The 12,750-nt window shown below is 68.0% G+C and carries 13 protein-coding genes; 5 read left to right on the top strand and 8 right to left on the bottom strand.

All coding sequences use genetic code 11. The features are described from left to right. The first annotated feature begins 71 nt into the window (after window positions 1-71). The gene (locus ACAM55_RS23335; RefSeq protein ID WP_369653802.1) at window positions 72-503 is read left to right on the top strand and encodes a carboxypeptidase regulatory-like domain-containing protein; all 432 of its coding nucleotides are present in this window, start codon (window positions 72-74) and stop codon (window positions 501-503) included. Between the two features lie 9 nt (window positions 504-512). Here the strand turns inward: ACAM55_RS23335 and ACAM55_RS23330 are convergent, their stop codons facing one another. The 3 genes from ACAM55_RS23330 to lplT all read right to left on the bottom strand — a co-directional run bounded on the left by ACAM55_RS23330 (window position 513) and on the right by lplT (window position 3,318). Further along, window positions 513-1,001: a glutathione peroxidase gene (locus ACAM55_RS23330; RefSeq protein WP_055800360.1), complete on the bottom strand. Its 489-nt coding sequence runs from the start codon at window positions 999-1,001 to the stop codon at window positions 513-515. 9 nt (window positions 1,002-1,010) lie between these two features. After that, window positions 1,011-1,901: a DMT family transporter gene (locus ACAM55_RS23325; protein WP_369653801.1), complete on the bottom strand. Its 891-nt coding sequence runs from the start codon at window positions 1,899-1,901 to the stop codon at window positions 1,011-1,013. 112 nt (window positions 1,902-2,013) lie between these two features. Further along, window positions 2,014-3,318, bottom strand: coding sequence for a lysophospholipid transporter LplT (lplT, locus tag ACAM55_RS23320; RefSeq protein ID WP_369653800.1), 1,305 nt, complete (start codon window positions 3,316-3,318; stop codon window positions 2,014-2,016). Between the two features lie 170 nt (window positions 3,319-3,488). Here lplT and alr point away from each other — a divergent pair, with 170 nt between their 5' ends. Continuing rightward, complete coding sequence (alr, locus tag ACAM55_RS23315; protein WP_369653799.1) at window positions 3,489-4,589, top strand: alanine racemase; 1,101 nt, start codon at window positions 3,489-3,491, stop codon at window positions 4,587-4,589. Next, window positions 4,586-5,326: a hypothetical protein gene (locus tag ACAM55_RS23310; RefSeq protein WP_369653798.1), complete on the top strand. Its 741-nt coding sequence runs from the start codon at window positions 4,586-4,588 to the stop codon at window positions 5,324-5,326. The genes alr and ACAM55_RS23310 overlap by 4 nt, the downstream gene beginning before the upstream one ends. Here the strand turns inward: ACAM55_RS23310 and ACAM55_RS23305 are convergent. Further along, window positions 5,280-6,260: a LysR family transcriptional regulator gene (locus ACAM55_RS23305; protein ID WP_369653797.1), complete on the bottom strand. Its 981-nt coding sequence runs from the start codon at window positions 6,258-6,260 to the stop codon at window positions 5,280-5,282. The two genes, ACAM55_RS23310 and ACAM55_RS23305, sit on opposite strands and share 47 nt — an antisense overlap. 94 nt (window positions 6,261-6,354) lie before the next feature. On the opposite strand from ACAM55_RS23305, the gene ACAM55_RS23300 reads away from it, so the two are divergent. After that, window positions 6,355-7,311 (top strand): DMT family transporter, encoded by a 957-nt coding sequence (locus ACAM55_RS23300; protein WP_369653796.1) that lies wholly within the window; start codon window positions 6,355-6,357, stop codon window positions 7,309-7,311. 65 nt (window positions 7,312-7,376) lie between these two features. Further along, window positions 7,377-8,168, top strand: coding sequence for a hypothetical protein (locus ACAM55_RS23295; RefSeq protein WP_369653795.1), 792 nt, complete (start codon window positions 7,377-7,379; stop codon window positions 8,166-8,168). A 15-nt stretch (window positions 8,169-8,183) separates the two neighbouring features. Here the strand turns inward: ACAM55_RS23295 and ACAM55_RS23290 are convergent, their stop codons facing one another. From ACAM55_RS23290 to ilvD, 4 genes are read right to left on the bottom strand one after another with little or no spacing between them, the layout of a single operon-like run. Beyond that, on the bottom strand, window positions 8,184-9,161 hold the full coding sequence (locus ACAM55_RS23290) for a 2-dehydropantoate 2-reductase (protein WP_369653794.1): 978 nt from the start codon (window positions 9,159-9,161) through the stop codon (window positions 8,184-8,186). Window positions 9,162-9,174: 13 nt separating this feature from the next. Continuing rightward, the gene (locus ACAM55_RS23285) at window positions 9,175-9,969 is read right to left on the bottom strand and encodes a class II aldolase/adducin family protein (protein ID WP_369653793.1); all 795 of its coding nucleotides are present in this window, start codon (window positions 9,967-9,969) and stop codon (window positions 9,175-9,177) included. Between the two features lie 18 nt (window positions 9,970-9,987). Further along, entirely contained in the window at window positions 9,988-10,977 is a 990-nt protein-coding gene (locus tag ACAM55_RS23280; protein WP_369653792.1) for a Bug family tripartite tricarboxylate transporter substrate binding protein, read from the bottom strand. A gap of 32 nt (window positions 10,978-11,009) precedes the next feature. Then, a complete protein-coding gene (ilvD, locus tag ACAM55_RS23275) occupies window positions 11,010-12,746 on the bottom strand; it encodes a dihydroxy-acid dehydratase (protein ID WP_369653791.1) in 1,737 nt (578 codons plus the stop codon). Between the last annotated feature and the right edge of the window lie 4 nt (window positions 12,747-12,750).

The raw sequence follows: 12,750 nt of genomic DNA, 5'->3' as shown, positions 1-12,750 counted from the left end.
TCTGGTCCGACTCGCGCGGGGTCCGTTCGCACGGCATCATGGCCGCACCGATCTTCCCAGGAGTCAGCCCCATGTCTTCCGTTCAAGCTTTTATCGTTTCGAAGAACTTGCGGCGTGCCCTGCTGGCCTGCGCCTGCGCGGCCGGCGCCTTCGGAGCACAGGCCCAGTCGGCCATGCCGCAGTGGAAGGGCGAGGGCGCGGTGCGCTATGTCTGCGGCGGCATCGGCTCGGACGAATCGAACGCCATGCGCGCCGCCATGAAGGAGCATCCGCTGGCGCTGCTTTTCGCGCGCGCCGACGGCGCCTACCTGGCAGACGTGCAGGTCGACATCAAGGGTGCCGATGGGGCGCCTTCGCTGGCCTTGCGCGCCAGCGGGCCGGTCTGCCTGGTCGACATTCCGGCCGGCCGCTACACCATCGATGCCACCACGACCGGCGGCAATGCCAAGAGCCAGTCGGTGACGGTGGGCGGCGGCTCCAAGACCGCCAGCTTCCGCTTCTGAGCAGGAGCCTCAGCCCGCAGCCAGCGCGGCCTCGATGTCGCGCGTGAGCGAGGCGGGCGTGTCGAGCGGCGCATAGCGCTTGCGCACCTGCCCGTCGCGCCCGACCAGGAACTTGGTGAAGTTCCATTTGATGGCCGTGCTGCCCAAAAGGCCCGGCTTTTCCTTGGTGAGCCACTGGTAGAGCGGCGTGGCGTTGCTGCCGTTGACGTCGATCTTTTCCATCATCGGAAAGCTCACGCCGTAGTTCGTGGTGCAGAAGGCGCCGATTTCCTCGTTGGTGCCCGGGTCCTGCGAGCCAAACTGGTTCGACGGAAAACCCAGCACCACGAGCCCCTTGTCGGCGTACTTTTCGTGCAGTTCCTCGAGCCCCGCGAACTGCGGCGTGAAGCCGCATTGGCTGGCCGTGTTGACGATCAGCAGCACCTTGCCCTTGAAGGCGGAAAGCTTCACGTTCTTGCCGTCGATACGGTTGGCTTCGAAGTCGTAGATGCTGGCCATGGAAGTACCTCAGGTGGGAGACGAAAGCCGATCATCGCCCTCTGCCGGCGTTCGCGCAAACGCCGACCACACGGCCGCCAGCACGATCAGTGCGCCGCCGGCCAGGATGCGCGGATCCATCTGGGCCGCGCCGAGCGCCACGGAAGAGACGCTTGCGAACAGCACCTCCGACAGCATGATCACCGCCGTCGCGCTGGCCGCCAGCCGTGCTGCGCCATATTGCAGGCAGATGTTGGCCACCACGAAGCCGGCGCCCAGCAAGGCGGCCCATCCGATCCAGCCCGGCGTGGCCGACAGGGGGGAGGCGAAGGCGTCCAGCAGGGTGCCGCTCGCCGCGGCGATGCCCGCCACCAGCGCGCAGCCGCAGAACATCGCCAGCGCACGCGATTCGCCGGGCGCGCCGTGCAGGTGGCGCAGCAGGATGTTGGTCACGGCAAAGCTGAAGCCGGCCGCCACGCCCAGCCAGTCCGGCAGGCTCGAAGGCACGGGCCAGTCGACACCCGGCGCCTTCAGCACCACGACCACGCCGGTGAGCGCCAGCGCCACCCGCGCGAGCGCGCCCGCCGTGGGCCGCTCGCCCAGCACCGCCCAGCCCAGCAGCACGCTCCACAGTGGCATCAGGTAGAACAGCAGCACCACGCGCACCACGTCGCCCTGCGTCACGGCCCAGTTGAAACCCAGGTTGGTGAAGCCCGCCGCCAGGCCCAGTGCCGCCAGCATCGGGAACGCCGCGAAGCCGCGCCAGGCATGCCGGCGAAAGAGCCCCATCGCGAGCGAGATCGCCACGTAGATGAGGCAGGTGGTCCATACGGGATGCAGCCCGTGGCTTTCGATGTGCCGGAATGGGAACCAGGAAACGCCCCAGACAAAGGCATTAAAAATCAGTGCAAAGGCAGGCATGGGGGGCGGAATTTTCGTGGAACACCGTGGAACCGGCTTTGCCGGGCCACCGGTGTTGCCCCCGGTGAGGGGGTGGGCGAAGCGACACGAAGTGCGCGCAGCCTGGGGGAGGTCAATGATGCTTGTCGCTGCGGGCGATGGCGAGCAGGTGCTCGACTTCTTCGGGGTATTTGCGCAGGTTGGAATGATGCCAGCGCTGGATGAGCCACATGCAGCCGGCCACCACGCCGCCGAAGGCGCCGATGGCCGCGAAGGCCGACAGGCCCAGGCCGGTGCAGGCGCTGTAGAAGCCGCCGAGCAGCAGGATGCAGGCCTGCTCGTTGAAGTTCTGCACGGCAATCGAGCGGCCCGCACCCATCAGGTTGTGGCCGCGGTGCTGCAGCAATGCGTTCATCGGCACCACCAGGAAGCCGCCCAGCCCGCCCAGAAGAATGAGGAAGGGCACGGCGATCCAGACGTTGCTGATCAGGTTCATGCTGATCACCAGCAGGCCCATGCCGATGCCCATGGGAATCACGCGCGTGGCCATGTCCAGCCGCATGCGCATCGAGGCGACGATGGCGCCCACCGCCATGCCGATGGTGACCACGCCGGTGAGCGCCGTCGCCTGCGTGGTGTTGTAGTTGAGCGCGAGCGCGGCCCAGGCCAGCACGATGTACTTGAGGTTGGCTCCGGCGCCCCAGAAAAGCGTGGTGGTGGAGAGCGAGATCTGGCCGAGCTTGTCGCGCCACAGGCGGGCGTTGCAATGCCAGAAATCGGGCAGCAGGAAGAACATGTTGCGCGCCAGGCCGTGCGCCGGATCGGCACGCAGCGGCCGCATCTCGACGCCGGTGTGCGGAATGCGCGTGTTGAACCAGGCCGCCAGCGCATAGACGAAGATCAGCACCGAGATGGCCGCCTCGGCCGGCGAATCGACGCCGGTGTTGATCAGCGGGATGTCGATGGACAGCAGCTGGCTCGAGACCGCATGGCCCACCAGCGAGCCGCCGAGCACGATGCCCAGGAGGATCGATGCGATCGTCAGGCCTTCGATCCAGCCGTTGGCTTTTACCAACTGCGAAGCCGGCAGCAGCTCGGTCAGGATGCCGTACTTGGCGGGCGAATAGGCCGCGGCGCCAAGCCCCACGATCGAATACGACAGCAGCGGATGCGAGCCGAACAGCATCATCAGGCAGCCGATCACCTTGATCGCGTTGCTGATGAACATCACCCGCCCCTTGGGCAAGGCGTCGGCGAACGCGCCAACCAGCGGCGCCAGCACCACGTAGAAGACCGCGAAGATCGGCACCAGCGCCGCGCGCTGCCATTCGGCCGCTCCCGTACTTCGCATGAGCTCGACAGCGACGACGAAGATCGCGTTGTCGGCCAGCGACGAAAAGAACTGGGCCGACATGATCGTGTAGAAACCGCGCTTCATCGATGGGCTGGCTGGCCAGGAAGATTGCTGGCAGTAGTGAGAAAGTGTCGCGACTTTTGGCGAATGGGCGGTTATAGCATGGGGGTACGACGGCGAAATCAGCGTTGCCACCGTGGACGGCCCTGCTTGCGAAGGTGCTAAAACCCCGTCTTCACCATTCGACATTTCCCATGCCGCGCCCCATTCTCGCCACTGTTCACACCGCCGCGCTTCGCCACAACCTCGATCGGGCGCGCCGCGCCGCGCTCGATGCCCGCGTCTGGGCGGTGGTCAAGGCCAATGCCTACGGCCATGGCATCGAGCGCGTATATGAAGGCCTGCGCGGTGCCGATGGCTTTGCCCTGCTCGACCTGGCCGAGGCCGAACGGGTGCGCGCACTCGGCTGGCGCGGCCCGGTGCTGCTGCTCGAGGGCGTGTTCGACGCGCGCGACCTGGAGCTGTGCTCGCGGCTGGACCTGTGGCACACAGTGCACTGCGACGAGCAGATCGACATGCTCGCGGCCCACAAGACGCTCAAGCCGCAGCGCGTGTTCCTCAAGATGAATTCCGGCATGAACCGCCTGGGCTTCGCGCCCGAGCGCTTCGGCTCCGCCTGGACGCGCCTGAACGCGCTGCCGCAGGTCGACGAGATTTCGCTGATGACGCATTTCAGCGACGCCGATGGCGCGCGCGGCATTGCGCACCAGCTGGCGGTGTTCGAGCGCGCTACGCACGACCTGCCGGGGGAGCGCTCCATTGCGAACAGTGCCGCCACCCTGCGCCACGCCGAGCAGACCCGCGGCGACTGGGTGCGCCCCGGCATCCTGCTGTATGGCAGCGCGCCCGACTTTCCCCAGCACGACAGCGCGCACTGGCAGCTGCAGCCCACCATGACGCTGTCGACCAAATTGATCGGGGTGCAGACGCTCCAGGCCGGCGACACCATCGGCTACGGCTCCAACTTCACGGCCGACGGACCGCTCACCATCGGCGTGGCGGCGGTCGGCTATGCCGACGGCTATCCGCGCCACTGCAGCACCGGCACACCGGTGCTGGTGAACGGCGTTCGCACCCGCATGCTGGGCCGCGTGAGCATGGACATGATCACCGTCGATCTCACGCCGGTGCCCGATGCGAAGTTCGGCACCGAGGTCACGCTGTGGGGCCGCTCGGCCGTGACCGGCGCGGTGCTGCCCATCGACGAGGTCGCGCAGGCGGCCGGCACCATCGGCTACGAACTCATGTGCGCCGTGGCGCCGCGCGTACCCTTCGCTCCGGCCGACGGCGAATGAAGGTGCTCTCCAACTGGCGCTCGGTGCGCCTGTGGGAGACGCAGCTCGAGCGCGACCTGCACCGCAACTACAGCCTGCGCACGCACGGCATCCTCATCGGCACCTTCACGCTGCTGCTGATGTGGGGCGTGTCGGCATTGCAGATGCATGTGCTCGACGTGCAGTCGCTGGCGGTGCGCTATCTCCTCACGCTGGGCGTGGGATACCTCGGCTACCTGCTGGTGCTGCGCTGGTGGGCCAGACGGCTGGTCGAAGGACGCCGCTTCGAAGGCGATGTCGACGTGCCGGACATGGATCTTGGCGGCGGTGCAGGTTCGCACGACCACGTGAGCGTGGCCGACCCGGCCGACGGCGGCAGTGTGCTGTCCGACGTGGCCGGCGGTGCGCTCGACGTGGCGGGCGGCGCGGACGAAGGCGCCATCATCGTGGTGCCAGTGGTCGCGATCTTCCTGATCTGCACCGCCATCGTGCTCGGCGCCGGCTCGCTCGTGCTGCTCTACTTCAGCTGGGACGCGCTGCTGGCCGTGGCCGTCGAGGTGGCGTTCTCGTACGTGTCCGCCCGCGCCGCGGTGCGCGTGGCGCGCGAAGGCTGGTTGATGGCGGCCGTGCGTTTGACCTGGAAGCCGCTGCTCGGCGCAGTGATCTGTGCCGTGGCCCTCGGCGCCGTGCTCGACCACTTCATGCCCCAGGTCAATTCCTTGCCCGAGGCCGTGCGGGCCCTGCTGAAGAAGCACTGAGCTTCTTCCGGCTGCCGTCCTGGGTGGCCAGCGCGTCCAGCAGGTGGTCGATCAGCACCCGGCACTTGGGCACGGTGAAGCGGCTGGGCGGATAGAGGATGTAGGCGTGCCCGCGGTAGTTTCCCTGGAACTCCCAGTCGGCCAGCACCCGCACGACGCGGCCGTCCTCCAAGGCCTCCCGCGCCATGAAGGCCGGCACGCAGGCCACGCCCAGTCCCACGACCGCGGCTTCGAGCCGCACCTCGCTGTGGTTGGAGACATAGCGGCCTCGCACCACCACCTCGGCTTCGTCTTCATCGCCCTTCCTGAAGCACCAATGGTTGTCCCGCTCGTGCTCGCCGAGCGAGAGGCAGCTGTGCGCGAGCAGGTCGCGCGGGTGTTCGATGGCGTTGCCCTCTGCCAGGTAGCGCGGCGAGGCGCACAGGATGTGCGCGACCGGCATCAGCCGCCGCGCCACCAGCCCTTCGGGCGGCTTCGTCGTCAGCCGCACCACCAGGTCCACGCCTTCGCGGATCGGATCGATGTCGCGGTCGTCCACGATGAGCTGCACGTCGACCTCGGGATGGCGCTGCAGGAAGTCGAGGATGTGCGGATGCAGCACGCGCCGCGCAAAGGCCTTCGGCGCGCTGATGCGCACCAGCCCGCTCGGCGTCTTCGAGAACTGCTGCGCGATGTCCATCGTGCCTTGCGCCGCCAGCACCAGCTCGCGGCACCGTGCGAAGGCCTCGACGCCGGGCTCGGTCAGCCGCAGCTGGCGCGTGGTGCGCTGGATCAGCTGCACGCCGATTTCCTTTTCCAGGCGCTTCACCTGCCGGCTCGCGGCCGACGGTGTCATGCCCAGCAGATCGGCCGCCGCGGAGAAGCTGCCCAGCTCGGCGACCCGCAGGAAGGTCACCATCTCCGGCAGCACTTTGAGAAATGAATTCGTTCCCACGGCGCAATGGTCCTGTTCCGGCCGACGGCTGTTCGGCCCATGTGATGCCCGGAACAATTCTTTTCTTTGTTGTTCAGGACGGTGGGCCGACAGTATGGATTCAAAGCAGGTGCGCGGCATCGCCCCGGTCGCATGGGGCAAGAGGAAATGGGCGGGCATCGGCGCCGCCGAGATCATGCTGCTGCTCGTGGCGGCCGTGTGGGGCGGCAGCTATGCGGTGGCCAAGCAGGCCACGCAGCAGTTGCCCGTGCTGGAGTTCCTCGCGCTGCGCTTCGGGTTGACCTTCGCCGTGCTGCTGCCGGCGCTCCGGCCGCTCTTCAACGCGCAATGGCGGCAAGGCGTTGCGGTGGGCGGCCTGCTCGGCGCCAACCTGCTGGCGATCTTCGTCTGCGAGACCTTCGGCGTGTCGCTCACCACGGCGAGCAACGCCGCGTTCCTGATCAGCCTGTGCGTGGCGCTCACGCCTTTTGTCGAATGGTGGCTGCTCGGGCAGCGGCCGGAACGGCGCGTGTTCTGGGCGGCGGGCCTGTCGGCGGTGGGCGCGGCCATGCTGTCGGCCACCTCGCCCGCGGACATTTCGGTGGGATGGGGCGACGGCCTGATGGTGATCGCCGCCTTCCTGCGCGCCGTGATGGTCTGCCTGACGCGGCGCCTCGCCGGCCGCCATTCGATGCCGGCGCTCACGCTGACCGCGGTGCAGTCGGGCGTGATGGCGCTCGGCGCGATGGCACTGTCGCTCGCCGCATCGAAGGGGGCGTGGCACATGCCGCCTGCCACGGCCTCCTTCTGGTGGGGCATGGCCTACCTCGTGCTGCTGTGCACGGTCTTCGCGTTCTTCGCCCAGAACCATGCGGCCTCGCATTCGAGCCCGAGCCGGGTGTCGCTGCTGATGGGAAGCGAACCGGTGTTCGGGGCGTTGATCGCGGCGTATGGGTTCGGGGAGACGGTCGGGGCCTGGGGCTGGGCCGGTGGGTTGCTGATCGTGGTGGCGGCCTGGTGGGTGACCGTGCCGCAGTCCTACGCGCCGCGCGCGCATTCCGTGAATTTGTAGCGCGAATCTGTCGAACGGACCCCGTCCGGCCAAGGACAATCCCGGCCGGAGGAAGAACTGTTCACATGAAATTCAAGAAGCGACCACATGCCGCTTTCGCCTGCGGCATTGCGCTGGCCATCAGCGGTTTTTCGGCACATGCCGTCGAGCCAGAGGCTTCGGCGGTCCCATCCGCGACGGCTGCTGCAGACACCCCTGTCCCCCCACAGCCATCGGCCGCCCCGCAGACCCGGCTGCTTTTCAATCGCGGCTTCTACAGGCCCGGCATTGAGCGACTGCGCGTGGTCCGGCGCGACGGCACGATCACGAACATCGTCGGGCAGGTCGCATTGAGCGTTGCGGTCTCGATGCTCACGGGCACGACGACCGTCGGCGCGCAGGGCTTCACGAAGGACAACCTTGCCGGCGATACGCTGGAAGAACTCAAGGACGATCCCCTCGGCGTCAATCCGGCCATCAGCGACCTGAACGATGCGTTGAGCAAGGTCGCCACGGACATCTATCGCAAGCGCGCCGAAGCCGCGTATGCGACGGCCCTGAAGGATGGCTCCACGCGCGAGGAAATCGAAGAGGCGCGGCAAGTCCAGAAGGAGGCCGACACGCCCCTGCATCCGGGCCCTTGGCATCTGGTCTACGAAAACCTGGCGGGCTCGGATGAGCTGTTCCGCCTGAAGTTCGGCGCCGAACTCGGCCGTGCGGGCTTCATGCGTCCGCCGTTCGCGTGCCTCTATCAGTCGGAGCCCGTGGCGTGGACGCAATGGAAGGCCGATAACTGGCAGCGGCTGCGAGAGGAGCGCGCGAAGGCTGTGGCCGCCTGCACCGAGACGCTGGCAGCCACGCCCGAGAAGCGGTGGTGAGCCGGGCGCTCGGGCTCAGTACAGCCCGAGCTGCCGCAGCTTCAAGCGGGCGAGGCCCAGCAGCGCATCGGTGAACGGCGTGGCCACCCCGGTCAGCTCGCCCAGTTCGCGCACCACGGTCACCAGCGCATCCAGCTCCACCGATCGCCCGGCTTCCACGTCCTGCAGCATCGAGGTCTTGAACGCGCCGAGCTTCATCGTCACCGCGTGCCGGTCCTCCGGGCTCTGCGTGATCTCGATGCCGATGCGCCGCCCGATGTCCTTCGCCTCCAGCATCACGGCCGAGATGAAGCCGCGCACGTAGTCGTCGCCCATGATCAGGTCGGTGGTGACACCGGTCAGCGCGCTGATCGGGTTCACCGTCATGTTGCCCCAGAGCTTGAACCACACGTCCTTCTGGATCTGCGGCGACAGCGTGGTGTCGAAGCCGGCGCTCTTGAGCAGCTCGACGAGCTTCTGCACGCGTGGCGTGGCTTCGCCCGAAGGCTCGCCCACGATCAGCCCGTTGCCGAAGTGGTGCCGCACCACGCCCGGCCCGTCGAGCGAGCAGCTGGCGTGCACCACGCAGCCGATCACGTTGCGCGTGGGAATGGCCCTGGCAATCGCGCCATCGGGGTCCACCGCCGCCAGCCGATGGCCGGTGATGGCGCCGCCGAAGCCGCCTTCGAGGAACCACCACGGCACGCCGTTCATCGCGACCAGCACGATGGTGTCGGGCCCGATCAGCGGACCGATGCGTTCGGCCACGCCCGCCAGCGCAGGCGCCTTCACGGCGATGACCACGAGGTCTTGCACGCCCAGCGATTCGGGCTCGGCCTGCGCGTTGACGGGCACGCGCGTGCGCACGTCGCCGCGCATGAGCGAAAGGCCACCCTGCCGCAGCGCTTCGAGCGTGGCGCCGCGCGCCACCACGTTGAGGCGTTCACCGGCCCGTGCAAGGCCGGTGCCGATCCATCCGCCGATGGCGCCTGCGCCGTAGATGCAAATCTTCATGAAAGAGGCAGCCTCAGTTTCTGTAGCTCGGATCGATGCGGTCCACCTGTCGGACCAGTGCATCGAATACGTCCTGGCCCGCGCCATGCTCGGGGCTGAACTGCAGCGCATCGCGCGTGCAGCGCTGGGCGATTTCCTCGCTCACCGGAATGGCCGCGCCCATGGAGAAGGTCGCCATCTGGATCTCGCAGGCGCGCTGCAGCGTCCACAGAATCGCGAAGGTCTGGGGCAGCGTTTGCCCCCAGGCCAGGAGGCCGTGGTTGCGCAGGATCACGGCGTTGCGGTTGCCGATGCTCCTGAGCAGGCGCGGGCCTTCGTCGGCATGGATGGTGATGCCCTCGAAATCGTGGTACGCCACCATGCCGTGCAGCTGCGCGGTGTAGAAATTGGTCTGCTGCAGGCCGCCCTGCAGGCAGGCCACGGCCACGCCGGCCGTGGTGTGCGTGTGCATCACGCAATGCGCACCCGGCAAGCCGTCGTGGATGGCCGCATGCACCGTGAAGCCGGCCGGGTTCACCGGATGGGTCGAACCGTCGAGCACCTTGCCCTGCAGGTCGATCTTCACCAGGTTGCTGGCCGTGACCTCGCTGTAGTGCAGCCCGAAGGGGTTGATGAGGAACTGCTTCTCTCCACCCGTCACGCTGTCCGGCAGCCGCAGCGTGATGTGGTTGTAGATCATCTCGGTCCAGCCCAGCATCGCGAACACGCGGTAGCAGGCCGCAAGCTGCTCGCGCGCGGCGCGTTCGTCCGGATGGATCGAGGGATGGACCAGCGCCGATGGCGGCACGGGAGTCGCGAGTGTGTTCATTGCAGTTCCTTCATACGGTTAACCCTCTGCGGTGAAGCCGACTTCCTTGACGATCGGCGCCCACTTGGCGGTGTCTTTCTTCAGCAGGTCGGTCAACTCGCCGGGCGTGGAAGACATGGCTTCCAACCCGAAGGTGCCGAGCCCGTCGATCACGTCCTTCTGCGCCAGCGCGGTCTTCATGGAAGTGTTCAGCCGCGACACCAGGTCCGGCGAGGCCTTGGCGGGCAGGAAGAAGGCGAACCATTCGCTGTGCGCCATGTCGTTGATGCCCTGCTCGCCGAAGGTCGGCACGTCGGGCGCGAAGCGGCTGCGCTTGGAACCCGAAACCCCCAGGATGCGCACCTTGCCCGAGGCCAGGTGCTGCGTGATGTCGCCGATGGGGCCCGACACGGCCGAGATGTTGCCGCCCAGCAGGTCGAGCATGGCCGGCTGCGTGCCGCGGTAGGCCGCGTGCTTGAGTTCGGCGCCGCCCTTCTTGCCCAGCAGCGCGCCGATGAAGTGCGGCGTGGAGCCCGCCGCGGGCGAACCGAAGTTGGCACCGGCAGGGTTGGCCTTGGCCCAGGCGAGGAACTCGGGCACGGTCTTCACGCTGGCCGGCACCGCGGGCCCGACCGCAAAGCCGAAGTCGAAGATGCAGGCGATGCTGACCGGCGTGAGATCGACCATCGGGTCGTACGGCAGCTTCTTGTAGATGTGCGGGTAGATCGTGAGGATCGAGGTCGGCGTCTGCAGGATGGTGGTGCCGTCGGCCGGCCGGCCCTTCACGTAGCTCACGGCGATCTGCCCGCCCGCGCCGGTGCGGTTTTCCACCACGGCCGCCTTGGCGTACTCGGGGCTGAGCTTCTGCGCGATGCGGCGGCAGGTGGTGTCCGAGGTGCCGCCGGCCGCAAAGCCGGTGACGATGGTGGCGGTTTCGATGCTGGCTTGCGCGAAGGCGTGCTGGCCCAGGCTCGCGAGCAGCGCCGAGGCGCCGGTGGTCTGCAGCATCTGGCGGCGGGTGAAGGTCATGGTTCTTGTCTCCGGGTGTTGGTGATTGCGGGTTACGACTCGTCGCGCAGCCAGGTGACTGCGCCCGAATGGGTCACTGCGCCCAGGTAGGCGGGGCGCACGGTGAGGGCGTATTTTTCCAGCAACCCACGGTGCGCCACCCCCGCGTTTACCTGACGTTCGGAGAGCCGGAGTGCGATTTCCTCCGCCGTCAGTTCGACCGAGATGCTGCGCGCCTCGGCCCGCGCGTCGATGGCCACGATGTCGCCGCCCTGCAGCGCCGCAATCGGCCCGCCGTCGGCTGCTTCGGGCCCCGCGTAGCCGATGCACAGGCCGCGCGTGGCGCCCGAGAAGCGCCCGTCGGTCAGTAGCGCCACCTTGTCGCCCATGCCCTGGCCGTAGAGCAGTGCGGTGATGCCCAGCATCTCGCGCATGCCGGGACTGCCGCGCGGGCCTTCGTTGCGGATCACGATCACGTCGCCGGGTTCGTAGCGGCGGTTCTGCACGGCGGCCTGGGCTTCTTCCTCGGACTCGAAGACGCGCGCCGGACCGCGGTGCACCAGCGTCTGGAGGCCCGCGGTCTTGAGCAGCGCGCCGTCGGGGCAGAGGTTGCCCTTGAGCACCGCCAGCCCGCCGTCGCGCGATATCGGGTTGCCGGCCGCGCGCACCACGCGGCCGTCGGGCTCGGCGGCATCGGCCAGCTCCTCGGCCATCGTGCGGCCGGTGAAGGTGAGCGCGTCGCCGTGCAGGAAGCCTTGCTCCATCAGCGTGCGAAGAATGACGCCCGCGCCGCCGATGTAGAACACGTCGCGCGCCAGGTACTGCCCGCCCGGCCGCAGGTCGGCGATGAGCGGCGTGCGCGCGAAGATCTCGGCCACGTCGTCGAGGTGGAACCTGATGCCCGCTTCGTGCGCGATGGCCGGCAGGTGCAGCGCGGCGTTGGTCGAACCGCCCGTGGCCGACACCACGGCGCATGCGTTTTCGAGCGCCTTGCGCGTGACGATGTCGCGCGGCAACGGACTGTCGCCCATCACCGCCTTCATGAGGGTTTTCGCGGCGCGGCGCATCAGCGGCGCTCGCTCGCTGAATACCGCCGGCACCATGCTCGAGCCAATGGGCGCGAGGCCCAGCGCCTCGGACACCATGCCCATGGTGTTGGCCGTGAACTGGCCCGCGCAGGCACCCGCGGTGGGCAGGCAGGCGCGGCTCATGGCGTCGAGTTCGTCGTGGGTGGCGGTGCCGGCCAGCACCTTGCCGATGGTCTCGTAGGTGTCGACCACATTGAGATCGCGCCCGTCGGGGCCGGGCATCTGCCCCGGCAGCGCCGAGCCGCCATGCACGAACACGCTCGGCACGTTGCAGCGCACCATGCCCATCATCAAACCCGGCAGGTTCTTGTCGCAGGCGCCGATGGCGAAGATGCCGTCCCACTGGTGGCCGCGCGTCGAGGCCTCGACGCTGTCGGCGATCAGCTCGCGCGAGATCAGCGAGAAGCGCATGCCCGAATGCGCCATGGTGAGCCCGTCGCTCACCGACACCACCGGGCATTCGTGCGGCGTGCCGCCGCCGGCGTAGATGCCGGTCTTGGCGTGCTGCGCCTGCTCGCGCAGGTTGAGGTTGCAGGGGCTCATTTCGCCGCCGGTGTGGAACACGCCGATGTGCGGCCGCGCGATGTCCTCGTCGTCCTGGCCCAGCGCATGCAGAAAGCTGCGCGTGGTCGCGCGGATCGTGCCCTCGCGGATGGTGGCCGAGCGGAAGCGCTTGCTGTTCGGATCGGTGGGGGTGGTCATCGGC

It is taken from the genome of Variovorax sp. V213 (assembly GCF_041154455.1).
Classification (GTDB): domain Bacteria; phylum Pseudomonadota; class Gammaproteobacteria; order Burkholderiales; family Burkholderiaceae_C; genus Variovorax.
The sequence above is the reverse complement of the archived record's forward strand: the minus strand, read 5'-3'. Positions and strand labels throughout refer to the sequence as shown.

What these genes read in the sequence shown, in the direction of transcription:
- ACAM55_RS23335 (WP_369653802.1), top strand. Translation starts at nt 72, where the DNA reads ATGTCTTCCGTTCAAGCTTTTATCGTTTCGAAGAACTTGCGGCGTGCC.
- ACAM55_RS23330 (WP_055800360.1), bottom strand. Translation starts at nt 1,001, where the DNA reads ATGGCCAGCATCTACGACTTCGAAGCCAACCGTATCGACGGCAAGAAC.
- ACAM55_RS23325 (WP_369653801.1), bottom strand. Translation starts at nt 1,901, where the DNA reads ATGCCTGCCTTTGCACTGATTTTTAATGCCTTTGTCTGGGGCGTTTCC.
- lplT (WP_369653800.1), bottom strand. Translation starts at nt 3,318, where the DNA reads ATGAAGCGCGGTTTCTACACGATCATGTCGGCCCAGTTCTTTTCGTCG.
- alr (WP_369653799.1), top strand. Translation starts at nt 3,489, where the DNA reads ATGCCGCGCCCCATTCTCGCCACTGTTCACACCGCCGCGCTTCGCCAC.
- ACAM55_RS23310 (WP_369653798.1), top strand. Translation starts at nt 4,586, where the DNA reads ATGAAGGTGCTCTCCAACTGGCGCTCGGTGCGCCTGTGGGAGACGCAG.
- ACAM55_RS23300 (WP_369653796.1), top strand. Translation starts at nt 6,355, where the DNA reads ATGGATTCAAAGCAGGTGCGCGGCATCGCCCCGGTCGCATGGGGCAAG.
- ACAM55_RS23295 (WP_369653795.1), top strand. Translation starts at nt 7,377, where the DNA reads ATGAAATTCAAGAAGCGACCACATGCCGCTTTCGCCTGCGGCATTGCG.
- ACAM55_RS23290 (WP_369653794.1), bottom strand. Translation starts at nt 9,161, where the DNA reads ATGAAGATTTGCATCTACGGCGCAGGCGCCATCGGCGGATGGATCGGC.
- ACAM55_RS23285 (WP_369653793.1), bottom strand. Translation starts at nt 9,969, where the DNA reads ATGAACACACTCGCGACTCCCGTGCCGCCATCGGCGCTGGTCCATCCC.
- ACAM55_RS23280 (WP_369653792.1), bottom strand. Translation starts at nt 10,977, where the DNA reads ATGACCTTCACCCGCCGCCAGATGCTGCAGACCACCGGCGCCTCGGCG.
- ilvD (WP_369653791.1), bottom strand. Translation starts at nt 12,746, where the DNA reads ATGACCACCCCCACCGATCCGAACAGCAAGCGCTTCCGCTCGGCCACC.